Genomic DNA, 21,757 nt, shown 5'->3' with positions numbered 1-21,757 from the left:
AAAAGTTTTTATTGATATATATTATTGACAAAAGGGTTGAAAATGGTATAATGAATATGTACAAAATAAATTAAATTATAGTTGTGCGTAAAAAAGATTGGAGGTTTAAACAGTGAAAACAAACTACTTGAAAAAGTGCATTTCCGTGCTACTTTCCATTTCAATGATTGCTTCTCTGTTTGCTGTTTCCTTTACAGCCTCAGCGGAAGAAGTTTTGGTAGTTGACGGAAAAAGCTATCAAATGGGCGATATTGTTGAGCTTAAGGGCGAGCTTCAGGTAAACAATTGGCTCATGAACGGACAAGTTGAAGTTCCTTACGACAATTCAAAGCTTAAACTTGTCGATAATCAGACAGAGGAAGCTATGTTCCCAGAACTTACAGCTCAGGGAATCACAGTATTCTACAACAACCTTGACGAAGGAAAATTCCTCTTTAACTTCTCACAGCCATTGACCGGAGCTGACTTTACAACAAGCAAGACTTTGTATGATCTTAAGTTTGAAGTAATCGGCACAGGTGAAACAGCTTTGGCAGACGGCGTTAAAATTGTAGATATGAAATCTTACAATTTTGAAGGAAGTCCTGAAGGTAAAGATGACTTTACAATGGTTACTGTTAACGATGAAAACGGCGGAATTATTGCTGATAAGGGTGCTATAAAGAACGAGGCAGCTCCTGATGCAGAAGAGCCGGTTGAAAAAACTCTCACAGTTGACGGTAAAATTTATAATGTAGGTGACACATTTACATTTGTAGGCGATCTCCAGACAAACAGATGGCTGATGAATACCCAGTTTGAACTTAACTTCGACCAGACAAAACTTAACGTTGTTGAAGCAAATTATCCTGTTCTCGATGCAGCAGGCATTACAGTATTTGAAAATTTCAGCAACGAAGAAGGCTGGTATACATTTAACTTCTCAGATCCATCAAAGGGTGCAAACTTCACAGAGAAGGGCGAACTCTATGTTATCACATTTGAAGTTGTAGGCACAGGCGAAACAACTTTGAATGACAAGACAAACATCGTTGAGATGTCCTCCTTCCCATTTGACGGAGATCCTGCTGATCATAAGGATGAGGATCTCAGACCTGTTGATATTACAGACGGAAACGGTGCTTTGAATCCTGATAACGGTACAATTAGCAACGAAATTAAGGACGAAACTCCAGTAGAAAAGACTCTTACAGTTGACGGTAAGACCTATAATGTAGGCGAAACATTCAAGCTCGTAGGACAGCTCCAGGCTAACAGATGGGTTATGAATGCTCAGTTCGTTCTCAACTTTGATGCTTCCAAGATTAAGATAGTTGACACAGCTTATCCTGCAATAGAAGCTGCAGGCATCGCAACCGTAGAAAACTACAGCAATGATGAAGGCTGGTACAAGTTCAACTTTACAGATGTTGAAAAGGGTGTTGACTTTACATCTACAGCAAACCTTTATGAGGTAACCTTTGAGGTTATCGCAGGCGGCGAAACAACTCTTGCTGATAAGGCAAATGTTGAGGTTCTTTCAACATTCCAGTTCGAGGGTTCACCTGCTGATCATCCTGATGAAGAAATAGAAATCGTTGACATCGCAGACGGCAACGGCGGTATCAAGGCTGAAGAAGGCAAGATCGAACATCTCGTTGACCCAGAGGAAATTCCAGTAGAAAAGACTCTTACAGTTGACGGAAAAACTTACGATGTAGGCGATACATTTAAGCTTGTAGGACAGCTCCAGTCTAACAGATGGGTTCTCAATTCCCAGTTTGATTTGGAATTCGATGCTTCCAAGCTTAAGATAGTTGATACAGCTTATCCTGCAGTAACAGACGCAGGTATCACTGTTTATGACAATTATGACAACGACGAAGGCTGGTACACATTTAACTTTACAGATATTGAAAATGGTGTTAACTTTACAAAGACAGCTAACCTTTACGAGGTAACCTTTGAGGTTATCGCAGGCGGTGAAACAACTCTTGCTGACAAGGCTAAGTTTGTAGCTCTTTCAACATTCCAGTTTAAAGGTTCACCTGCTGACAATCCTGGCGAGCCAATCGAAATCGTAGATATCACTGACGGCAACGGCGGTGTAAATCCTGACGAAGGTAAGGTTGAGCACGTTATCGATCCAGAAGAGATTCCTGTTACAACTCTTGTAGTTGACGGAACAGAATACAATGTTGGTGATACATTCAGATTTAACATTGACCTCGAAACATTGAGATGGATTTTGAATGCTCAGTATACAATGAATTTCGATGCTTCTAAGCTCCAGATTAAATCAGTTGAGTATCCAACAGTTACAGAGGCTGGAATTGGTGTTATTGACAATATAAGCAACGAGTCCGGATTCTTTACATTTAACTTTACAGATGTAACAAACGGTGTTGACTTTACAATAAGAAACGTACTCGCAACTTTGGAATTTGAAGTTGTAGGCACAGGCGAAACAAGCCTTAAAAATGCAGGTAAGTTCGATGTATTGAGCACATTTAACTTTGACGGTTCTCCGGCAGATCCTGCAAACGAAGGCAAACCAATTGAAATCACAGATATCACAGACGGTAAGGGCGGCGTAGATCCTGAAGACGGTAAGGTTGTATATTACTATGGTGACCCAACAGTTGTTGAAGACTTTACAGTAAATGGACAGGAAGTTCAGGAAGGCGATATCGTTGAGTACCGTGTATGGGTTAAGAACGACGAGAACTGGCTTGTAAACGGCGAGTTTGATATTCTCTATACTAATGCATATCTTGAGTTCCTCGATGTTACATATCCGGGTCTTGCAAGCATTGCAGGATACGTTGTAGACAATCAGATTCCTGATTCCGGTCTTACAGAATCTCAGGGCAAGCCAGCAGGCGAATTGCTCTTCAACTTCTCCAACATCCACTCCGGTGTTGACTTTACTGAGGGTGCATACATGGCAATCTTCAGATTTAAGGTTCATGAGTCCACAAATCCTGATATCCCTGCACAGGGCGCTTCTGTAATCGAGCTCAACGGCAATGTTGTAAACGATATGTATGCATTTAAGTTTGCAGGTTCAGGTGCATCACACTCTATCACAGAGAAACAGGAACTCGACAGATTGATCGGTGAAGACGGCTTGCCAACAACAGACGAGTTCAGACTTGAAACAGAAATTATCCGTGAAATCAAGATTGATGTTACAGAGCTTCAGAAAGCTTATGACAAGTGGTCACAGTTTGACACAGAAGGCTACACAGCAGAGTCAGTTGCAAACCTCAATAAGGCTCTTGAAGAAGCTAAGAAGATTCTTGATGACGTAGCAGCAGGCAACGCAGACGCATATACTCAGGAAATCATCGACAATATGACAGCAGACCTTAATGCTGCAGGAGAAGCACTTGTAGTAGATAAGCAGCCTCTCGTTGATAAGATTGCAGAGGCTCAGGGTTATGTTGACGATGAAGAAACTCTTTATGTACCTGAAACAATAGAGGCTCTCAAGGATGCTATAGAAGCTGCTCAGGCAGTTGTAGACGATGAGAATGCTACAGTTCAGGATGTTAAAGATCAGATTGCAGCTCTCGAAGAGGCTATAAACAATCTTAAGAAGGGCGCATATCTTGGTGACGTAGACCTTAGCGGTGAAGTAACCGTAGTTGATGCAACAATTACACAGACTGTTCTTGCTAAGTTTACAGTATCTGTATTCTATGAAACACTCGCCGATGTAAACAAGGACGGAGAGATAACAATTTATGATGTTACATTGATTCAGATGATTGCAGCTGATCTCTATGAAACTGAAATCGTAGCTATTCCAGTAGAATAATTCCTATTAATTTGTTTCATTGATTGCGCACGAAAGATGAACAAATAATTTAATTTATTGAAAAGGGCTGCGGCGTATGCTGCAGCCCTTTACCTTTGAAACGAAATAAAAGAAAATACAAAAAAACAAAAAGCCGATACTTTATGTGTCGGCTTTTAATGGATAAGTCTGTTTCAATGTGTTATAACGGTTGATATGATATCTGGTGAAAATAAGGTTTAGAAACCTGTATTTTTGTTTGTTACAGAATAAAACAAAAAAACCGATACATTTGTATCGGTTTCCTTGCTTTTAGTGGTCGAGGTGACAGGATTCGAACCTGCGGCATCTTGGTCCCAAACCAAGCGCTCTACCAAACTGAGCCACACCTCGATATTTGTCGGTGCTGACAACGTCTATTATTATATATGCTCTTTGTGGTTTTGTCAAGCTTTTTTTAAAAAAATGTTTAAAAAAATATTTTTGCCTGTTTTTAGAGTATTTCAGGGCGAATAATCTATGTATCTCCCTCTTTTAAGTGTTTTTACTTGTGTTTTTTGTGCAAAAGGGTTATAATTAAAAAGAATACACTGTTATCAATTTATCCCTTATATTAAAAGAGGTGGTTTTATTGAAAAAACTTTCAAAAGCTTTTGTATCCCTATTTATTGCCGCTTTGCTTCTTGTTATTTCTGCGGTAAGCGGTTTTGCGGTTTTAATGTCTTACGAGATAAACAGCATAGGTCTGAAAATTGATATACCTAACGAATACAGAATTATTATGAGAGATACTCCCTCTGACGATCCGGTATTTGAGCAGGTGGGTTTGGATTACGACAGTGTAATGACCAATCTGGGAAAATCGAATGTTTATTTACAGGGCTATAACAGCGATAATACGAAGATTATAGCTGTTACCATGAATATAGATGAGTCCAGCAAAGAAATTGTCAGCTACAATAATCTTGATGAAAGCCAGCTGGAAACTATTCAGCAGGGTTTTATGGCTTCGGAAATGTACAAAGAAGCAAAAGTAACGGAGTTAGGTCAGCTCAAGATGATTTCTCTGGAATTTCAAAGCACAGCCAGCGGGGTTGATGTTTACGGAATACAGGGGAATGTGGTTGAAAACGGAATGAACTATAACATAGTTATTCAAAAGACAGGCTCTGCCCTCACTCAAACAGAGAGAAACGAGTTTGACTCTATATTAAATTCCGTTGAAATAAGAGAACCTGATACCGGCGTGTTTACAGGAAATATGATTTTAACTCTGCTTATCGCTTTTCTTTGTGCAGTGGTTGTAATTTTGTTTGTGATAATATTAAAAAACAGAAAGAAAAACAATATGGAAATCACAGCCAGCAGCAGCCGCAAACTTCCCTCATATATTGACGGTCAGGAAGCAGACGACCTTATGGTTGTAAGGGCTAAACATGCTGAAAAGCACGATTATGTTACAAAGAGCATAGACGAAGCTATAAGCGAGGAAAAAAATAAAAAGGAAAATAAAAAGGATAAGGAAAAGGACTCCAAGGTTGAAGAAGGCAAAAAAGAGGAGTACCTGGACAAATTCTTTGATAACAAAGGGGAAAACAATGTCCCTGAACCCAAGGAAAAGAAAAAGAATTTCTTTGAAAAAAGACAGGAGAAAAAACAGGCGGAGAAAAGGGAAAAATCCCTTGAAGCTTTTAAAAACGCCGAAGAATATAATGTATTTGACGACCAGCAGAAAGGTGATGATGAAAATTGAGTACCCTTCTTATTAAAAACTGTTATGCGGTACTGCCTGAGAAAGAAAAAGAGGAGAAATGCTCTATATTGGTGGAAGACGGAAAGATAAAAGAGCTTTACACCCATGTTCAGGAGGCTGACAAGGTTATCGACGGTGAGAACCTTGTGGCTGTGCCGGGATTTGTGGATATACATGTTCATCTGAGAGACCCGGGACAGACTCAGAAAGAGGATATTATAACAGGCTGTAAGGCTGCCGCAGCGGGAGGAGTTACTTCTCTCTTGGCTATGCCAAACACACTGCCTACAACAGATAATCCCGAAACTGTTGAATATATTTTAAATAAGGCTAAAGGAGCGGACGCAAAGGTTTATGTTGCCGCAAGTATAACAAAGGGACTTGAAAGCCACGAGGCTACAGATTTGGAAGCTTTGGCAAAGGCGGGAGCAGTCGGACTTACCGACGACGGAAGACCTGTTGAAAACACAGCAATCCTTGCTGAAGCAATGAAAAAAGCGCCTAAGCTCAATATGACGGTTGTTGCCCATTGTGAGGACTTGTTCCTTGCCAAGGGCGGTAAAATCAACGAGGGAGAGGTTTCAAAGGCTCTGGGCGTAAAGGGAATTCCGGCCGCCGCAGAGGACTGCGGAACAGCCAGAGAAATTGCCCTTGCTGCTGCCTATGATGTTCCTGTACACATTTGTCACGTAAGTACAGCCACATCCGTTGCCCTTATCAGGGACGCAAAGAACAGGGGTGTCAAGGTGACAGGAGAAACAGCTCCTCATTATGTAACGTTTACAGAAAAAGAGCTCCTTTCCCGTGATGCGGACTTTAGAATGAATCCGCCGCTGAGAACCGAAAAGGACAGACTGGCTGTTATTGAGGGACTCAAGGACGGTACACTGGACGCAATAGCAACAGACCATGCGCCGCATACACCGGAGGAAAAATCAGATTTTGAAAAAGCTCCAAACGGCTCAATAGGTATGGAAACATCATTTTCCGCCAGCTATACCGCATTGGTTAAAACAGGAGAGCTTACATTGTGCGAGCTTGTAAAGAAAATGAGCACAAACCCGGCAAAAATTCTGGGAATTGAGGGCGGAGAAATCAAAGTAGGCGCAAGCGCAGATATTGCCCTTATAAACCTTGACAAGAAGTGGACGGTAGACCCGGAGAAGCTTCACGGAAAAAGTAAAAACACCCCGTTTAAAGGCAGAGAACTTTACGGTAAGGTTGAATATACCATCTTAGATGGAAAAATAGTTTTTGGAGGAATATAAAATGGCATTTGACAGACTGATTGAAAATATTGTGGAGAAACAGAATCCAACTGTAGCAGGACTTGACCCTAAGCTTGACTACATCCCTTCCTACATCAAGGAAAAGGCATATGCACAGTACGGAAAGACCCTTGAGGGAGCAGCAGAGGCTCTTTTTGAGTACAACAAGGGACTTATTGACGCTCTTTGCGACATCGTTCCGGCAGTTAAGCCACAGGCAGCATATTACGAAATGTACGGCTGGCAGGGTGTAAGAACACTTGCAAGAACTATCGAATATGCTAAGAGCAAGGGAATGTTTGTAATCACAGACGGTAAGAGAAACGATATCGGCTCAACAATGGAAGCTTATGCAGCAGCTCACCTTGGCACAACAGATATCGAGGGTGAAGCTTGTGAGGCTTTCGGCGGCGACGCTCTCACAGTAAACGGATATCTCGGTTCTGACGGTATTATGCCTTTGGTTGACATCTGCAAAAAGGGCGACAAGGGTATTTTCGCTCTTGTTAAAACTTCAAACCCAAGCTCAGGAGAACTCCAGAATCTTCAGCTCACAGGCGGCGAAACAATCTACCTCCACATGGGTAAGATGTGCGAAAACTGGGGCGAATCTCTCCCAGGCAAGTACGGTTACTCAGGCGTAGGCGCAGTTGTAGGCGCAACATACCCAGAACAGCTTGAGGAGCTTAGAAGAGAGCTTCCAAGAACATTTTTCCTTGTTCCCGGCTACGGCGCACAGGGCGGCGGCGCTCAGGATATAAAGCACGCTTTTGATAAGAACGGTATAGGCGCAATCGTTAACTCCAGCCGTGCTATTATGTGCGCATGGAAAAAGGAAGGCTGCCCGGAGGAAGATTACGCAATGGCAGCAAGAAGAGAAGCTATAAGAATGAGAGATGATATCAGAGCTGTAGTAGGAGAAATGAAGCTCTGATTTGATATCCAATAAATATATGAAAATACGAAAAAACAGCAGGATATTTTAAGCAAAATGACCATTTTCTATTGACTAAATGGCATAAAAGGAATATAATTATTCCAATCGAGTATCATGCTTTCTCGTTAAAATTTTCACGAGGTAAGCGTCAAAACTTATTTAAGGGAGTAGATAATAATGGCACGAGTATACAATTTTTCGGCAGGCCCCTCTATGCTTCCTGAGTCTGTACTCAGAAAAGCAGCTGACGAGATGCTGGACTATCAGGGCAGCGGTCAGTCTGTAATGGAAATGTCACACCGCAGCAAGGTGTATGACGCAATCATTAAAGAAGCAGAGGCTCTTTTGAGAGAAGTTATGAACATACCTGACAATTACAAGGTTTTGTTCCTCCAGGGCGGCGCTTCATCTCAGTTTGCAATGGTTCCAATGAACCTTATGACAAAGAGCGGCAAGGCCGACTATGTTATCACAGGTCAGTGGGCTAAAAAAGCATACAAGGAAGGCGCACGTTACGGAAAGGCAAACATCGTTGCTTCCTCCGAAGACAAGACTTTCTCTTATATTCCAAAGCTTGACCCTTCAACCTTTACAAAGGATGCAGACTATTTCCATATCTGCATGAACAATACAATCTACGGAACAGTTTATCACGAGCTTCCTGACACAGGAGATGTTCCTCTTGTAGCTGATATTTCTTCCTGCATTCTTTCTCAGCCAATCGACGTTTCTAAGTTCGGCGTTCTCTATGCAGGCGCACAGAAGAACATGGCTCCTGCAGGTCTTACAGTTGTTATCATCAGAGAAGACCTTATCGGCCACGCTATGGACATTACACCAACAATGTTCAACTATCAGACACACGCCGACAACGGCTCTATGTTCAATACACCTCCTTGCTACACAATTTATATTGCAAAGCTTGTTCTTGAGTGGATTAAGAACGAAATGGGCGGACTTGAGAAGATGAAAGAGTACAACGAGAAAAAGGCTAAAATCCTTTATGATTTCCTTGACAGCTCTAAACTTTTCAAGGGCACAGTTGTTCCTGAGGACCGTTCTTTGATGAATGTTCCGTTTGTAACAGGCGATGCAGACATGGACGCAAAGTTTGTTAAAGAGGCAACAGAACACGGTTTTGTTAATATCAAGGGCCACCGTTCAGTTGGCGGTATGAGAGCTTCTATCTACAATGCAATGCCAATCGAGGGCGTTGAGAAGCTTGTAGCCTTTATGAAGGAGTTTGAAGAGAAAAATGTATAATATATTAACTTTAAATAAAATTGCAAAAGTTGGCACAAACAGACTGGGCGACAATTATGCTTGCTCAGACAGCGTAGCAAATCCTGACGCAGTTCTTGTACGTTCTGCCGCTATGCACGATATGGAAATGCCTGAAACTCTTCTTGCTATCGCAAGAGCAGGCGCAGGCGTAAACAACATCCCTGTTGCAAAATGCGCAGAAGAGGGTATCGTTGTATTCAACACACCAGGCGCAAACGCAAACGCAGTTAAAGAGCTTGTTATCGCAGGCTTGCTCATGAGCTCAAGAAAGGTTCTTGCAGGTATTGAGTGGGCTAAGACACTCAAGGGCAACGGCGACGCAGTTGGCAAGATGGTTGAAAAGGGCAAGAGCCAGTTTGTAGGCCCTGAAATTAAGGGTAAGAAGCTTGGCGTTATCGGACTTGGTGCAATCGGTATTCTCGTTGCTAACGCTGCTGCTGACCTTGGCATGGAAGTTTTGGGTTATGACCCATATATCTCTGTTGACGCTGCTTGGAAGCTTTCACACAACGTAAAGCACGCACAGACAGCAGACCAGATTTATGCAGAGTGCGACTACATTACAGTTCACGTTCCTCTCAACGATTCAACAAGAGCAGGAATCAACGCATCTACAATCGCAAAGATGAAGGACGGAGTTAGAATTCTCAACTTCTCCCGTGACGGTCTTGTTAATTCCGCTGATATCCTTGCAGGAGTTAAGTCAGGAAAAATCGCATGCTATGTAACAGACTTTGCTACAGATGATATCCTCTGCGAGGAAAACATCATCGTTATGCCTCACCTTGGCGCATCTACACCTGAGAGCGAGGACAACTGCGCTGTTATGGCAGCAGACCAGATTAAGGATTATCTTGAGAACGGAAATATCACAAATTCCGTTAACTATCCTGCACTTTCAATGGCAAGATCCGGAGATATTCGTTTCTGCGTAATGCACAAGAATGCTCCTAAGATGCTCACACAGATTCTCGACTGCATCACATCAAACGGTGCAAACGTTGAGGGTATGGAGAACAAGAGCAAGGGTGAGTATGCTTATACAGTTGTTGACGCAACAGGCGCAGACCAGGCTGTAAAGGCATCCATCGAGGCAATCGAAGGAGTTATCAGAGTAAGAGTTATCTGATTATAAATAATAAAAAGCTGTATGGGTTTTCCGTACAGCTTTTTTGTTTTTAAAATATGCAGAAAAGCAATAACTTAGCAAATATTTAGAAAACTAACACTTTAAATTGAATATTAACTGTGGTATAATGCCTCTTGTAATATCCTTTTATTGGTTGGAGGTGAATACTTGGAAACTTTTATTCAAAATGTGACAAATATTGACTTTGGTATTCTGGATTTTATACAGCAGAATCTTAGAAATCCTTTTTTCGACTTCCTTATGCCATTTTTAAGCGCAATAGGAGAAGCCGGCATTGTTTGGATTGTAATTTGCATAGGTATGCTTTTTCCTAAAAAGACCAGAATGTGGGCGATTGCCGGTCTTTTGGCTATGCTTGTGACCTGGCTTTCCGGAGAAGTAATTCTGAAAAACCTTATTGGAAGAGTCAGACCCTGCAATGTAAATTTGGCGGTGGATATGCTGGTTGACAGACCGTCTTCCTACAGCTTCCCGTCAGGACATACAAGCTCATCCTTTGCCTGTGCTACGGTTATTTTCCGTATGAATAAAAAGTGGGGCATAGGTGCTTTGATTCTTGCCGCTTTGATTGGATTCTCCAGACTGTACAATTATGTGCATTTCCCAACAGACGTATTGGCAGGTATGCTCTGGGGTATTTTGCTTGCATCGGTTGTAGTTTGGGTATTTAAAAAATATAATTTGTTTGATGACAAAAAAGATTTAAACCTTAATAAATGAGGAGAGATTATCATGGAAAAATTGATGATTAAAAACTTGTTTGACCTTGACAAAACTATTGCGAAAGATCTTTTTGAGGGCGCTGTTTATCCCTGGGAAGTTCTTCCGAAGATTAAGGAGTTTATTGTAAAGCTAGGCAACACTCTTGACCCTGAGATTTACGAGAAAAGGGGAGAGGATATCTGGGTTGCAAAAAGCGCAAAGGTTGCACCATCAGCATATCTGGGCGGTCCACTTATAATTTGCGAAAATGCGGAAATCCGCCACTGTGCTTTTATCAGAGGCAGTGCAATAGTCGGAGCAGGAGCAGTTGTTGGCAATTCCACAGAGCTTAAAAATGCAGTGCTCTTTGACGGGGTTCAGGTTCCTCATTACAATTATGTGGGCGACAGCATTTTGGGCTACAAGGCTCACACAGGTGCAGGCGCAATCACTTCAAATCTTAAATCAGACAAAAAGCTTGTTACTGTTATGTGTGACGGAGAAAAGGTTGAAACAGGCGTTAAGAAGTTCGGCGCAATGCTGGGCGACTTTGCAGATATCGGCTGCAACAGCGTTTTGAACCCGGGCACAGTTGTCGGCAGAGGCACAAGAGTTTATCCTCTTTCAATGGTTCGTGGCTATGTTCCCGAGCACAGCATATACAAGAACAGAAACGAAGTAGTAATAATAGAAGACAAATAATTTTTTTGTCCGCCTTTTTTTAGTTCCGCCTTGCAAAACTTAGTTGTAGAAATAAACATCGTTTCAAGGCGGGCGAGACTTTTGATTCCGACCTGCAAAGGAAAGATATAAAAATTAACTTCCACACAGGTCGGACGAGACCTTGGTTTTAGAAATTAGAATGGCTCTGACACGGTTAACTTCGTGCAGAGCCATTTTTTTATTATTATAATGTTTAATGAAAAATAACACTCAATATGCGCAGCGATTACTATATATAATAGAAAGCCATAATATACATATTAAAGCTAAAAGAACAAACCCTATTAAGAGCAAGCCATTCTAAGGCGCACAACGAAAGGTTTCGCCCGCCGAGTGCTGGCGTTGATATCTATAGAAAACTTTAGCTCGGCGGAACAAAAAGACTCGCCCGACGTGTGCAGGTGTTTATTTCATAGGTAAACTTTTGCACGTCGGAAATAAAAATCAAAATTCGATGCCTTCTCGGGCGGGGATGCCTCGCTGGTAGGGGTGCTTTTCGTTTACGAAATGGGTGATGTAGTCAGCAAGAACGGAAAACTTCTCGGGAACTTCATGACCGGTGAGAACTATTTCCAGAGTTTGTGGGGCGTTGGAAAGAAACTCGTAAACCTCTGCATGGGATACCATATTTAAAGTAACAGCGGTCAAAAGCTCGTCAAGGATTATCATGTCGAATTTGCCCACTATGGATTTTTCAGCGGATACTCGGAAAATCTCTCCCATAAGACGGGCGCAGTTTTCCTTTTCCTCTTCTGACATGGTAAAGGTGAATTTTAGCTCCACGGGACATGGGGCAAGGGTTATGTTTGAAAGCTGCTTTAGAGATGTTCGTTCCCCTGTTGACATGGTTTTTAAAAACTGAACAAAAAGAACCTTTAAATCCCTGCCGGCTGCTCTTACGGCAAGACCTGTTGCGGCGGTGGTTTTTCCTTTACCGTCGCCGTAATAAATGTGTATCATAAAAAGATACTCCTTTTCGTAATATATTTCCAGACCAATAGAATTATGTATATGATAAACGGAAATGGATTATTTTTCAAGGTTTGGTGATGAAGATTTTCTCAAAAATATTATGTACAAAATATACAAAAATATCATATATATTGAATGAAATATTTTCGCATAATTTTTGTGATTTTTCTTGAAAAACAGGGGTTCATAGTGTATAATAATACCTGCGTGACTGCACTATATATGATATGCGATGAAGCGGGAGGTTGCGGCAGTTAGCCGGTTTTTCCGTGGAGTATGTCCGATTTTAAACCGGGCGATAACGAAATAAATTCGGGGTTTTTGCGACATAAGGAGTTGCTGTGTCGTATTGTGTCCGAATGCTTTTCTGTGAGTACCCGTTGGTTGATAAAAGCCAGACGGGTTTATTGTTAGGGTGAGAGGAAACACCCGGCAATGTGGAAAGAATTTTAAAAGCCCGCCAACTAAAAATTAAGGAGGCGACGACAATGGCAGTCAAGGAAAAAATCAGAATAAGACTTAAGAGCTACGATCATCAGTTGGTTGATCAGTCAGCAGAAAGAATCGTTGCAACAGCAAAGAGAACAGGTGCCAGAGTTTCCGGTCCGGTTCCGCTTCCAACAGAGAAGCAGGTTGTTACAATCCTCAGAGCTGTTCACAAGTACAAGGATAGCCGTGAGCAGTTCGAGATGAGAACACACAAGCGTCTTATTGATATTTTAAGACCGTCAAACAAGACAGTCGAGGCTCTTATGAGCTTAGAGCTCCCTGCCGGCGTTGATATTGATATTAAGCTTTAATCTTAATAGGCATATCAACCTACAAGCAGACAGGGTCATGTTGGCGAAAGCCAACCAATAACCTTATAAGGAGGATATAGAAATGCAAAAAGCAGTAATCGGAAAAAAGGTTGGAATGACACAGATTTTCGATGAAAAGGGAATTGTAGTTCCTGTAACTGTCGTTGAAGCAGGTCCATGCGTTGTTTCAATGATCAAGACAGTTGAAAACGATGGCTACGCAGCAGTTCAGATGGGCTGGGGCGATTTAAAGCCACACAAGGTTACAAAGCCAATGAAGGGTCACTTCGAGAAGGCTGATGTAGCTCCAAAGAGAATTCTCAAAGAGTTCCGTTTTGACGATGTTGATGCTTACAAGGTAGGCGACATTGTTAAGGTAGACGCTTTTGAGGCAGGCAACAGAGTTGATGTAACAGGTACCAGCAAAGGTAAAGGTTACGCCGGTGTAATTAAGAGATGGAACTTCCAGAGACTTAAGGAAACACACGGTTCAGGTCCGGTTGCTCGTCACGGCGGTTCAATCGGTGCTTGCTCTGACCCATCAAGAGTATGGAAGGGCAAGAAGATGGCAGGTCACTTGGGTGCTGAGAGAGTTACAGTACAGAACCTGCAGGTTGTTAAGGTTGATGTTGAAAACAACCTTATCGCCATCAAGGGTGCTATCCCCGGCCCTAACGGCGGTACAGTAGTAATTAAAGATACCGTTAAGGCTTAAAAGGGAAGGAGGATTTATAAATGCCAAACGTAGCAGTAGTAGATATGGCAGGCAAGCAGGTTGGAACAATCGATCTTGCTGAGTCCGTATTCGGTATAGAGCCAAATGCAGCAGTTATGCATCATATGGTAGTTAACTATCTTGCTAATCAGCGTCAGGGTACACAGTCTGCACTGACAAGAGCAGAAGTTTCCGGCGGCGGCAGAAAGCCATGGAGACAGAAGGGCACAGGCCGTGCAAGACAGGGTTCAACAAGAGCTCCTCAGTGGACACACGGTGGTATCGTATTTGCTCCGAAGCCAAGAAGTTACAGATTTACAGTTAATAAGAAGGTAAGAAGACTCGCTATGAAGTCTGCTTTCTCTTCAAAGGCAGCAGCTAATGAGATCATCGTAATCGATGCAATCAAGGCTGACGCATATAAGACAAAAGTTATCGCAGAGATGCTCAAGGCCATTGGCGCCGAGAAGAAAGCTCTCATCGTTCTGCCCGAGGTTGATGCAAAGGTTATCAAATCCGCAAGCAACATCAAGGGCGTTAAGACCGCTCAGGTTAACACACTTAACGTATACGACATTCTCAATGCAGATAAGCTCGTAATTGTTAAGGATGCGGTTAGCAAAATCGAGGAGGTGTACGCATGATAGCACATGACATCATCATTCGCCCAATCATCACTGAAAAGAGCATGCAGGGCATAATGGAAAAAAGGTACACCTTTGAGGTTGCCAAAAACGCCGGTAAGGTTGAAATTGCTAAAGCAGTTGAGGAAATCTTCAAGGACGTAAAAGTTAAGAAGGTTAACACACTCAACGTAAGAGGCAAGCTTCGCCGCCAGGGTAGATACGAAGGCTACACAAGATGCTGGAAGAAGGCTGTTGTAACCCTCACAGAGGACAGCAAGCCAATCGAATTCTTTGAAGGCATGATGTAAGCCTGTAAAAAATAATAACAGGCAGTATGTATGGGGATGAAAGCCAGTCCCCGCAAAGCCCATCATGAGGAGAGTGAAACCAAATGGCCATTAAAGTTTATAAGCCGACTACAAACGCACGCCGTAACATGTCGGTTACAGATTATTCAGGTCTTTCAAAGGTTGCCCCCGAAAAGAGTCTGCTTGCTCCCGTAAAGAAAAACTCGGGTCGTAACAGCTACGGCAGAATTACAGTTCGCCACAGAGGCGGCGGCAATCGCAGAAAGTATCGTATCATAGATTTCAAAAGACAGAAGTTCGATGTACCGGCAAAGGTTCTTACACTTGAGTACGATCCTAACCGTTCAGCTTTCATCGCTCTTGTACAGTACGAGGACGGCGAGAAGGCATACATCATCGCACCACAGGGTCTCAAGGTTGGAGACACAGTAGTTTCCGGTAAGGATGCAGATATCAAGGTTGGTAACGCACTTCCTTTGAGCTCAATTCCTACAGGTACATTTATCCATAACGTAGAGCTTTATCCAGGCAGAGGCGCTCAGCTTGCCAGAGCAGCCGGTAACATGGCTCAGCTTATGGCTAAAGAGAACGGAATGGCTCTTCTGAGACTTCCTTCAGGCGAACTTAGAAATGTTCCTGATGCTTGCATGGCTACAATCGGCCAGGTAGGAAACACAGACCATGAAAATGTAAAGATCGGTAAGGCTGGTCGTAAGCGCAACATGGGCTGGAGACCAACAGTAAGAGGTTCTGTAATGAACCCTAACGACCACCCGCACGGTGGTGGTGAAGGTAAATCTCCGGTTGGACGTCCGGGTCCTGTTACTCCGTGGGGTAAGCCTGCACTTGGTTATAAGACAAGAAAGACACACAACCGTTCTGATAAGTTTATCGTAAAGCGTAGAAACGGTAAGTAATAGGCGGCAGAAAGGAGCTTTAAATTATGAGTAGAAGCACAAAAAAGGGTCCTTATGTTCAGCCTGTGCTGCTCAAAAGGATTCAGCAGATGAACGAAGCTGGCGAGAAGAGAATTCTCAAGACTTGGTCAAGAAGCTCAACAATTTTCCCAGATTTCGTAGGTCATACATTTGCGGTACATGACGGCCGCAAGCACGTTCCGGTATATGTAACAGAAGATATGGTTGGTCACAAGCTCGGCGAGTTTGCTCCAACAAGAACATTCAAAGGCCATGCCGGTTCAAAAACATCTAAGAAGTAATAGGCGGAAGGAGTTATTGCAATGGAAGCTAAGGCATATTTAAACTATGTCCGTATCTCACCCCGCAAGGTATCTATTGTTTTGGATCTCATCCGTGGCAAAGATGCAAAACTTGCAAAGGCTATTCTTGCACAGACACCAAAGGCCGCCTGCGAGCCACTTTCAAAGTTGCTCAAGTCAGCTATGGCAAATGCTGAGAATAACCACGATATGGATGTATCAAGACTTTACGTTGCAGAGTGCAGCGTAAGCCAGGGCCCAACCCTCAAAAGAATTCGTCCGAGAGCTCAGGGCAGGGCATTTAGAATTAACAAGAAAACATCCCACATTACCCTTGTGCTCAAGGAAAGAGAATAATGAGGAGGAGGTAAGATTATGGGCCAAAAAGTTAATCCACACGGTTTGCGTGTAGGCGTAATTAAAGATTGGGATTCACGCTGGTTTGCAAATAAGAAAGATTTTGGCGATACTCTTGTTGAGGATTACAACCTCCGCAGGACTCTTAAGAAGCAGCTTGCAGGTGCAGGCGTGCCAAAAATCGAAATTGAGCGTGACGGTAAAAGAGTAAGAATTCACATTCACTGCGCTATGCCTGGTAAGGTTATCGGCAAGGGCGGCAGCGAGATAGAGAAGCTCAGACTCCAGTGCGAGAAAATGCTGGGCAAGGCTGTTGTAATCGACATCGTGGAGGTTAAGTCCCCGGATTTGAACGCACAGCTCGTTGCAGAGAGCATCGCACAGCAGCTTGAGAAGAGAATTTCTTTCCGCCGTGCTATGAAGCAGGCAATCGGAAGAGCTATGAAGCTGGGCGCTAAGGGTATCAAAACTCAGTGTTCAGGACGTCTCGGCGGCGCAGAAATCGCAAGATCCGAGCAGTATCACGAGGGTACAATCCCTCTTCAGACAATCCGTGCAGACATCGACTACGGTTTTGCAGAGGCTGACACAACCTATGGTAAGATCGGCGTTAAAGTATGGCTGTACAAAGGTGAGGTTCTCAACGAAGTAAAGAAGAGACCTCGCAGGGAAGGAGGCAATAAATAATGCTGTTACCAAAGCGTGTAAAGTACAGAAGAGTACACAGAGGTCGTATGACCGGTAAAGCATACCGTGGCAACAAGGTTACTTACGGTGATTATGGTCTTCAGGCATTAGAGCCAAGCTGGATTACATCAAACCAGATCGAATCTGCCCGTATCGCTATGACACGTTACTGCAAGAGATTCGGTAAAGTTTGGATTAAGATATTCCCGGATAAGCCAATCACAGAGAAGCCTGCTGAAACTCGAATGGGTTCCGGTAAAGGTTCACCTGAGTATTGGGTAGCAGTTGTTAAGCCGGGCAGAGTTATGTTCGAGCTTGCAGGTGTTGACGAGGCTACAGCTAGAGAGGCTATGCGTCTTGCAGCTATGAAGCTTCCTATTAAATGTAAGTTTGTAAAGAAAGAGGAAACGGAGGTTGAGCAATAATGACAGCAAAAGAACTCAGAGAATTGTCTGTAAACGAGCTTGAATTAAAGCTCAAGGAGCTCAAGGAAGAGCTTTTTAATCTTCGTTTTCAGCTTGCCATTAACCAGCTCGAGAATCCAATGCGTATTCAGGCAGTTAAGAAGGACATTGCAAGAGTTTCTACAGTTCTTCGCCAGCTTGAGCTTGAGAATACAAGAGCATAATTGAGGAGGGCATAGCAGTGAGCGAAAGAAACATGAGAAAAGTAGCTATCGGCAAAGTTGTAAGCGACAAGATGGATAAGACAATCGTTGTAGCAATCGAAGATAGCGTTAAGCATAAGCTTTACAATAAAATCGTTAAGCGCACAGTCAGACTCAAAGCACATGATGAAAACAATGAGTGCGGTGTTGGTGACCGTGTAAAAGTTATGGAGACCCGTCCTCTTTCTAAGGATAAGAGATGGAGACTCGTCGAGATTATAGAGAAAGCTAAATAATTCCGTTTATTGGGCTTTGAGAAAAGGAGGAACGCACTGTGATTCAGCAGCAAACTTACCTCAAGGTTGCCGATAACACCGGCGCTAAGGAACTTATGTGCATTCGTGTTCTCGGCGGAACCAGAAGAAGGTATGCCAATATAGGCGACGTAATCGTTGCTTCCGTTAAGAAAGCAGCACCCGGCGGCGTTGTTAAAAAAGGCGACGTTGTAAAGGCAGTTGTTGTACGTTCTGCAAAGGGCGTACGCAGAGAGGACGGCACTTACATTCGTTTTGATGAGAATGCAGCCGTAATTATAAAGGAAGATAAGAACCCTAAGGGTACTCGTATCTTCGGACCGGTAGCAAGAGAGCTTCGTGATAAGGATTATCTGAAGATTCTTTCTTTGGCTCCGGAAGTACTTTAATGGAGGTGTCAGCAGATGAATAAGAAACTTCATGTAAAAACAGGCGACACCGTTGTAATTATAAGCGGAAAGAGCAAGGGCAAAAAGGGCAAGGTTCTTGCAGTTAGCCCTAAGGAAGGTAAAGTTATCGTAGAGAAGTGCAACATGGTTCACAAGCATGTTAAGCCAAGAAAGATGGGCGACCAGGGCGGCATCGTTGATGCTGAGGGCGCAATCTACGCTTGCAAGGTACAGCTTTACTGCCCTAACTGCAACAAGGCAGTAAGAGTTGCATATAAGACCTACGAAGACGGCACAAAGGCTAGAGTTTGTGCAAAATGTAAGGAAGCACTTTAATAGGAGGATTAAGAAATGGCAAGACTTAAAGAGTTATACGCTAAAGAAGTTGCACCTGCTCTTATGAAAAAGTTCTCTTATAAGAGTGTGATGCAGATTCCAAAGTTTGATAAAATCGTTATCAACGTAGGTGCAGGCGAGGCTAAAGATAATTCTAAGGTTATCGACGCTATCTGCACAGATCTTGCAGCAATCACAGGTCAGAAGCCAATGGTTTGCCGTGCAAGAAAGTCAGTTGCTAACTTTAAACTTCGTGAGGGTATGGCAATCGGCGCTAAGGTTACTCTCAGAGGCGACAGAATGTATGAGTTCATGGACAGACTCTTCAACGTAGCTCTCCCAAGAGTTCGTGACTTCAGAGGAATTAACGCTAACTCCTTTGACGGCAGAGGCAACTACAACATGGGTCTTAAAGAACAGCTCATCTTCCCTGAAATTGAGTACGATAAGATCGACAAAGTACGTGGTATGGACATTTGCTTCGTAACCACTGCAACTACAGACGAAGAAGCCCGTGAGCTTTTGACACTTATGGGCGCACCATTTGCGAAGTAAGGAGGAATTGTTGTGGCTAAGACTGCTATGAAAGTTAAGCAGCAGAGAGTTCAGAAATATTCCACAAGAGAATATTCAAGATGCAAAATCTGTGGTAGACCACACGCCTACCTCCGTAAGTACGGAATTTGCCGTATTTGCTTTAGAGAACTCGCTTACAAGGGCGAGATTCCCGGTGTAAAAAAGGCAAGCTGGTAATCAGAGGAGGTAAACGGTATGCAGAGTACAGATATCATCGCTGATTTGCTTACTAGAATTCGTAATGCAAACACAGCAAAGCATGACAGTGTTGAAATCCCAGCATCAAACATGAAGAAGGCTATCTGCCAGATTCTTCTTGATGAAGGATACATCAAAAACTTTACAGTAACCGAAGACGGCAAGCAGGGCATGATCAAGGTTGTTTTGAAATACGGCGAGGGCAAAACTCCAGTTATTTCCGGCCTTAAGAGAGTTTCAAAGCCAGGTTTGCGTATATACAGCGATGTAGAGAATATGCCAAAGGTTATGAAGGGCCTCGGAATTGCAATCATTTCAACTTCTAAGGGCATCATGACAGACAGAGAGGCTCGCAAAGAGCACGTAGGCGGCGAGGTTCTCGCATATATTTGGTAATAGGAGGTGCGAAAATGTCTCGAATTGGAAGAAAACCTATAAATATTCCCGCCGGTGTAGAAGTTAAGTTCGAAAACGGCGTTCTCACAGCAAAGGGTCCTAAGGGTACACTCACTCAGAATGTACACCCAAACATGCTGGTAGAAATCAACAACGGCATTATCGAAGTTAAGCGTCCAAATGACGACAAGCTTAACCGTTCACTTCACGGTCTTACAAGAACACTTATCCACAATATGATGATCGGTGTAACTGAGGGCTACAAGAAGGAACTGGATGTTAACGGCGTTGGTTACCGTGTTCAGAAGCAGGGTAAGACAGTTACAATGAACCTTGGATTCTCACATCCGGTTATCATTGAGGATACAGACGATATTACAATCGAAGTTCCAAACCCAAATAAAATTATCATCCACGGCGCAGATAAGCAAAAGGTTGGTCAGTTTGCTGCCGAAGTTAGAGAGAAGCGTCCACCAGAGCCATATAAGGGCAAGGGTATTAAGTATGTGGACGAACACATCCGCCGCAAGGAAGGCAAGGCCGGTAAGGGCGGCAAGAAGTAATTAAGGAGGGAAATGACTAATGGTAAAGAGACCTGATACAAAAAAAGCTCGTTTGAATCGCCACAAGAGAATTCGTGGCAAAATAAGCGGCACACCAGAGTGTCCACGCCTTTGTGTATTCCGCTCCACTAACAACATCTATGCACAGCTTATAGATGACGTTAACGGTGTTACACTTGCTTCAGCTTCTAGCCTTGACAAGAGCATCGAAGGAAACGGCGGTAACAAAGAGGCAGCACGTGCAGTAGGCAAGCTCATTGCTCAGCGTGCAGCAGAGAAGAATATAGTTGATGTTGTATTCGACAGAGGCGGCAACATCTACCACGGCCGTGTTAAGGAATTGGCCGAAGGCGCCCGTGAGGGCGGCCTCAATTTCTAAGGAAGGGGAGGAATAACTTTGGCAATTATTGACGCAGGAACATTGGATTTGAAAGAGCGCGTTGTTGCTATCAACCGCGTATCTAAAACAGTAAAGGGCGGACGTATCTTCAAGTTTGCAGCTTTGGTAGTTGTAGGCGACGAGAACGGAACAGTAGGCTTCGGTATCGGTAAAGCAGGCGAAGTTCCGGATGCTATCCGCAAGGGCATTGAGGATGCTAAGAAGAACCTTATTAAGGTTTCTCTCAGAGGCACAACAATCCCACACGAAATTATCGGTGAGTACGGTGCAGGCAGAGTTTTGATGAAGCCGGCTGCTCCCGGTACAGGAGTTATCGCCGGAGGTCCAGTGCGTGCCGTTGTTGAAGCAGCAGGTATCAAAGATATCAGAACAAAAGCTCTTCGTTCAAACAACCCATGCAACGTAGTTAGAGCTACACTCGAGGGACTTAAGGCTCTTCGTACAGCAGAAGAAGTTGCTGCAATCCGTGGCAAGTCTGTAAAAGAAATTTTATAATAAACGGGGGTTGACGAAATGAAAATCAAATTAGTTAAGAGCCTCATCGGAGCTAAAAAGGATCAGATCGCAACTGCCCATGCTTTGGGTCTTAAGAAAATCGGCGATGTTACAACACAGCCAGACAACGCTCAGACAAAAGGCAAAGTAGCAAAAATAATCCACCTCATCGAGGTAGTTGAAGGTTAATCAATCAAGGAG

At 43.2% G+C, this 21,757-nt stretch carries 29 protein-coding genes and 1 tRNA gene; 28 read left to right on the top strand and 2 right to left on the bottom strand.

Annotated elements, in window-relative coordinates; all coding sequences use genetic code 11:
• Window positions 1-112 precede the first annotated feature (112 nt).
• The gene (locus CGICJO_RS01155; RefSeq protein WP_486499319.1) at window positions 113-3,802 is read left to right on the top strand and encodes a dockerin type I domain-containing protein; all 3,690 of its coding nucleotides are present in this window, start codon (window positions 113-115) and stop codon (window positions 3,800-3,802) included.
• Between the two features lie 295 nt (window positions 3,803-4,097).
• Here CGICJO_RS01155 and CGICJO_RS01150 read toward each other — a convergent pair.
• Window positions 4,098-4,174: transfer RNA gene (locus CGICJO_RS01150), tRNA-Pro, on the bottom strand.
• 238 nt (window positions 4,175-4,412) lie between these two features.
• Here CGICJO_RS01150 and CGICJO_RS01145 point away from each other — a divergent pair.
• The 7 genes from CGICJO_RS01145 to CGICJO_RS01115 all read left to right on the top strand — a co-directional run bounded on the left by CGICJO_RS01145 (window position 4,413) and on the right by CGICJO_RS01115 (window position 11,577).
• Complete coding sequence (locus CGICJO_RS01145) at window positions 4,413-5,534, top strand: hypothetical protein (RefSeq protein ID WP_486499318.1); 1,122 nt, start codon at window positions 4,413-4,415, stop codon at window positions 5,532-5,534.
• Complete coding sequence (locus tag CGICJO_RS01140; protein WP_486499317.1) at window positions 5,531-6,802, top strand: dihydroorotase; 1,272 nt, start codon at window positions 5,531-5,533, stop codon at window positions 6,800-6,802. Before CGICJO_RS01145 ends, CGICJO_RS01140 begins: the two co-directional genes overlap by 4 nt.
• A 1-nt stretch (window position 6,803) precedes the next feature.
• Complete coding sequence (gene pyrF / locus CGICJO_RS01135) at window positions 6,804-7,736, top strand: orotidine-5'-phosphate decarboxylase (RefSeq protein WP_087377448.1); 933 nt, start codon at window positions 6,804-6,806, stop codon at window positions 7,734-7,736.
• Window positions 7,737-7,916: 180 nt separating this feature from the next.
• Complete coding sequence (gene serC, locus CGICJO_RS01130; protein WP_486499316.1) at window positions 7,917-9,002, top strand: 3-phosphoserine/phosphohydroxythreonine transaminase; 1,086 nt, start codon at window positions 7,917-7,919, stop codon at window positions 9,000-9,002.
• Window positions 8,995-10,152 (top strand): 3-phosphoglycerate dehydrogenase family protein, encoded by a 1,158-nt coding sequence (locus tag CGICJO_RS01125; RefSeq protein WP_486499315.1) that lies wholly within the window; start codon window positions 8,995-8,997, stop codon window positions 10,150-10,152. Before serC ends, CGICJO_RS01125 begins: the two co-directional genes overlap by 8 nt.
• A 168-nt stretch (window positions 10,153-10,320) precedes the next feature.
• A complete protein-coding gene (locus CGICJO_RS01120; protein WP_242968320.1) occupies window positions 10,321-10,893 on the top strand; it encodes a phosphatase PAP2 family protein in 573 nt (190 codons plus the stop codon).
• Between the two features lie 12 nt (window positions 10,894-10,905).
• On the top strand, window positions 10,906-11,577 hold the full coding sequence (locus CGICJO_RS01115) for an acyltransferase (RefSeq protein WP_087377454.1): 672 nt from the start codon (window positions 10,906-10,908) through the stop codon (window positions 11,575-11,577).
• Window positions 11,578-12,042: 465 nt separating this feature from the next.
• On the opposite strand, the gene CGICJO_RS01110 is transcribed toward CGICJO_RS01115, so the two are convergent.
• Complete coding sequence (locus CGICJO_RS01110; protein WP_486499314.1) at window positions 12,043-12,558, bottom strand: cob(I)yrinic acid a,c-diamide adenosyltransferase; 516 nt, start codon at window positions 12,556-12,558, stop codon at window positions 12,043-12,045.
• Window positions 12,559-13,058: 500 nt separating this feature from the next.
• On the opposite strand from CGICJO_RS01110, the gene rpsJ reads away from it, so the two are divergent.
• From rpsJ to rpmD, 20 genes are all read left to right on the top strand, one after another.
• A complete protein-coding gene (gene rpsJ, locus CGICJO_RS01105) occupies window positions 13,059-13,370 on the top strand; it encodes a 30S ribosomal protein S10 (RefSeq protein ID WP_087377457.1) in 312 nt (103 codons plus the stop codon).
• Between the two features lie 82 nt (window positions 13,371-13,452).
• On the top strand, window positions 13,453-14,085 hold the full coding sequence (rplC, locus tag CGICJO_RS01100; RefSeq protein ID WP_087377459.1) for a 50S ribosomal protein L3: 633 nt from the start codon (window positions 13,453-13,455) through the stop codon (window positions 14,083-14,085).
• Between the two features lie 20 nt (window positions 14,086-14,105).
• On the top strand, window positions 14,106-14,729 hold the full coding sequence (rplD, locus tag CGICJO_RS01095) for a 50S ribosomal protein L4 (RefSeq protein ID WP_087377461.1): 624 nt from the start codon (window positions 14,106-14,108) through the stop codon (window positions 14,727-14,729).
• The gene (rplW, locus tag CGICJO_RS01090) at window positions 14,726-15,019 is read left to right on the top strand and encodes a 50S ribosomal protein L23 (protein ID WP_087377463.1); all 294 of its coding nucleotides are present in this window, start codon (window positions 14,726-14,728) and stop codon (window positions 15,017-15,019) included. Before rplD ends, rplW begins: the two co-directional genes overlap by 4 nt.
• A gap of 83 nt (window positions 15,020-15,102) precedes the next feature.
• Window positions 15,103-15,936, top strand: a complete 834-nt coding sequence (gene rplB, locus CGICJO_RS01085) for a 50S ribosomal protein L2 (RefSeq protein WP_087377465.1) — start codon at window positions 15,103-15,105, stop codon at window positions 15,934-15,936.
• A gap of 26 nt (window positions 15,937-15,962) precedes the next feature.
• Window positions 15,963-16,238 carry a 30S ribosomal protein S19 gene (gene rpsS, locus CGICJO_RS01080; RefSeq protein WP_087377467.1) on the top strand — a complete coding sequence of 92 codons (276 nt, stop codon included), beginning with the start codon at window positions 15,963-15,965 and terminating at the stop codon, window positions 16,236-16,238.
• Between the two features lie 21 nt (window positions 16,239-16,259).
• Window positions 16,260-16,595, top strand: a complete 336-nt coding sequence (gene rplV, locus CGICJO_RS01075; RefSeq protein ID WP_087377469.1) for a 50S ribosomal protein L22 — start codon at window positions 16,260-16,262, stop codon at window positions 16,593-16,595.
• Between the two features lie 18 nt (window positions 16,596-16,613).
• Window positions 16,614-17,282 (top strand): 30S ribosomal protein S3, encoded by a 669-nt coding sequence (gene rpsC / locus CGICJO_RS01070; RefSeq protein ID WP_087377471.1) that lies wholly within the window; start codon window positions 16,614-16,616, stop codon window positions 17,280-17,282.
• On the top strand, window positions 17,282-17,707 hold the full coding sequence (gene rplP / locus CGICJO_RS01065) for a 50S ribosomal protein L16 (RefSeq protein ID WP_087377473.1): 426 nt from the start codon (window positions 17,282-17,284) through the stop codon (window positions 17,705-17,707). The genes rpsC and rplP overlap by 1 nt, the downstream gene beginning before the upstream one ends.
• Window positions 17,707-17,910, top strand: a complete 204-nt coding sequence (rpmC, locus tag CGICJO_RS01060; protein ID WP_087377475.1) for a 50S ribosomal protein L29 — start codon at window positions 17,707-17,709, stop codon at window positions 17,908-17,910. The genes rplP and rpmC overlap by 1 nt, the downstream gene beginning before the upstream one ends.
• Window positions 17,911-17,927: 17 nt before the next feature.
• Complete coding sequence (gene rpsQ, locus CGICJO_RS01055) at window positions 17,928-18,185, top strand: 30S ribosomal protein S17 (RefSeq protein ID WP_087377477.1); 258 nt, start codon at window positions 17,928-17,930, stop codon at window positions 18,183-18,185.
• Between the two features lie 38 nt (window positions 18,186-18,223).
• Complete coding sequence (gene rplN / locus CGICJO_RS01050; RefSeq protein ID WP_087377479.1) at window positions 18,224-18,592, top strand: 50S ribosomal protein L14; 369 nt, start codon at window positions 18,224-18,226, stop codon at window positions 18,590-18,592.
• A 15-nt stretch (window positions 18,593-18,607) separates the two neighbouring features.
• Window positions 18,608-18,928, top strand: a complete 321-nt coding sequence (gene rplX / locus CGICJO_RS01045; RefSeq protein ID WP_087377481.1) for a 50S ribosomal protein L24 — start codon at window positions 18,608-18,610, stop codon at window positions 18,926-18,928.
• Between the two features lie 15 nt (window positions 18,929-18,943).
• Entirely contained in the window at window positions 18,944-19,483 is a 540-nt protein-coding gene (gene rplE / locus CGICJO_RS01040; RefSeq protein ID WP_087377483.1) for a 50S ribosomal protein L5, read from the top strand.
• A 12-nt stretch (window positions 19,484-19,495) separates the two neighbouring features.
• Entirely contained in the window at window positions 19,496-19,681 is a 186-nt protein-coding gene (locus CGICJO_RS01035; RefSeq protein WP_087377485.1) for a type Z 30S ribosomal protein S14, read from the top strand.
• Window positions 19,682-19,699: 18 nt separating this feature from the next.
• Window positions 19,700-20,098: a 30S ribosomal protein S8 gene (gene rpsH, locus CGICJO_RS01030; RefSeq protein WP_087377487.1), complete on the top strand. Its 399-nt coding sequence runs from the start codon at window positions 19,700-19,702 to the stop codon at window positions 20,096-20,098.
• A gap of 14 nt (window positions 20,099-20,112) precedes the next feature.
• Window positions 20,113-20,661: a 50S ribosomal protein L6 gene (rplF, locus tag CGICJO_RS01025; RefSeq protein WP_087377489.1), complete on the top strand. Its 549-nt coding sequence runs from the start codon at window positions 20,113-20,115 to the stop codon at window positions 20,659-20,661.
• Between the two features lie 19 nt (window positions 20,662-20,680).
• The gene (gene rplR / locus CGICJO_RS01020) at window positions 20,681-21,040 is read left to right on the top strand and encodes a 50S ribosomal protein L18 (RefSeq protein WP_087377491.1); all 360 of its coding nucleotides are present in this window, start codon (window positions 20,681-20,683) and stop codon (window positions 21,038-21,040) included.
• An 18-nt stretch (window positions 21,041-21,058) separates the two neighbouring features.
• A complete protein-coding gene (gene rpsE, locus CGICJO_RS01015) occupies window positions 21,059-21,556 on the top strand; it encodes a 30S ribosomal protein S5 (protein ID WP_087377493.1) in 498 nt (165 codons plus the stop codon).
• An 18-nt stretch (window positions 21,557-21,574) separates the two neighbouring features.
• Window positions 21,575-21,745 (top strand): 50S ribosomal protein L30, encoded by a 171-nt coding sequence (rpmD, locus tag CGICJO_RS01010; protein ID WP_087377495.1) that lies wholly within the window; start codon window positions 21,575-21,577, stop codon window positions 21,743-21,745.
• Window positions 21,746-21,757 lie beyond the last annotated feature (12 nt).

The sequence above is a fragment of the Candidatus Limousia pullorum genome (assembly GCF_057405065.1).
This window is presented reverse-complemented; position numbering and strand designations above follow the sequence as displayed.

What these genes read in the sequence shown, in the direction of transcription:
- pyrF (WP_087377448.1), top strand. Translation starts at nt 6,804, where the DNA reads ATGGCATTTGACAGACTGATTGAAAATATTGTGGAGAAACAGAATCCA.
- serC (WP_486499316.1), top strand. Translation starts at nt 7,917, where the DNA reads ATGGCACGAGTATACAATTTTTCGGCAGGCCCCTCTATGCTTCCTGAG.
- CGICJO_RS01125 (WP_486499315.1), top strand. Translation starts at nt 8,995, where the DNA reads ATGTATAATATATTAACTTTAAATAAAATTGCAAAAGTTGGCACAAAC.
- CGICJO_RS01115 (WP_087377454.1), top strand. Translation starts at nt 10,906, where the DNA reads ATGGAAAAATTGATGATTAAAAACTTGTTTGACCTTGACAAAACTATT.
- CGICJO_RS01110 (WP_486499314.1), bottom strand. Translation starts at nt 12,558, where the DNA reads ATGATACACATTTATTACGGCGACGGTAAAGGAAAAACCACCGCCGCA.
- rpsJ (WP_087377457.1), top strand. Translation starts at nt 13,059, where the DNA reads ATGGCAGTCAAGGAAAAAATCAGAATAAGACTTAAGAGCTACGATCAT.
- rplC (WP_087377459.1), top strand. Translation starts at nt 13,453, where the DNA reads ATGCAAAAAGCAGTAATCGGAAAAAAGGTTGGAATGACACAGATTTTC.
- rplD (WP_087377461.1), top strand. Translation starts at nt 14,106, where the DNA reads ATGCCAAACGTAGCAGTAGTAGATATGGCAGGCAAGCAGGTTGGAACA.
- rplW (WP_087377463.1), top strand. Translation starts at nt 14,726, where the DNA reads ATGATAGCACATGACATCATCATTCGCCCAATCATCACTGAAAAGAGC.
- rplB (WP_087377465.1), top strand. Translation starts at nt 15,103, where the DNA reads ATGGCCATTAAAGTTTATAAGCCGACTACAAACGCACGCCGTAACATG.
- rpsS (WP_087377467.1), top strand. Translation starts at nt 15,963, where the DNA reads ATGAGTAGAAGCACAAAAAAGGGTCCTTATGTTCAGCCTGTGCTGCTC.
- rplV (WP_087377469.1), top strand. Translation starts at nt 16,260, where the DNA reads ATGGAAGCTAAGGCATATTTAAACTATGTCCGTATCTCACCCCGCAAG.
- rpsC (WP_087377471.1), top strand. Translation starts at nt 16,614, where the DNA reads ATGGGCCAAAAAGTTAATCCACACGGTTTGCGTGTAGGCGTAATTAAA.
- rplP (WP_087377473.1), top strand. Translation starts at nt 17,282, where the DNA reads ATGCTGTTACCAAAGCGTGTAAAGTACAGAAGAGTACACAGAGGTCGT.
- rpmC (WP_087377475.1), top strand. Translation starts at nt 17,707, where the DNA reads ATGACAGCAAAAGAACTCAGAGAATTGTCTGTAAACGAGCTTGAATTA.
- rplX (WP_087377481.1), top strand. Translation starts at nt 18,608, where the DNA reads ATGAATAAGAAACTTCATGTAAAAACAGGCGACACCGTTGTAATTATA.
- rplE (WP_087377483.1), top strand. Translation starts at nt 18,944, where the DNA reads ATGGCAAGACTTAAAGAGTTATACGCTAAAGAAGTTGCACCTGCTCTT.
- rpsH (WP_087377487.1), top strand. Translation starts at nt 19,700, where the DNA reads ATGCAGAGTACAGATATCATCGCTGATTTGCTTACTAGAATTCGTAAT.
- rplF (WP_087377489.1), top strand. Translation starts at nt 20,113, where the DNA reads ATGTCTCGAATTGGAAGAAAACCTATAAATATTCCCGCCGGTGTAGAA.
- rplR (WP_087377491.1), top strand. Translation starts at nt 20,681, where the DNA reads ATGGTAAAGAGACCTGATACAAAAAAAGCTCGTTTGAATCGCCACAAG.
- rpmD (WP_087377495.1), top strand. Translation starts at nt 21,575, where the DNA reads ATGAAAATCAAATTAGTTAAGAGCCTCATCGGAGCTAAAAAGGATCAG.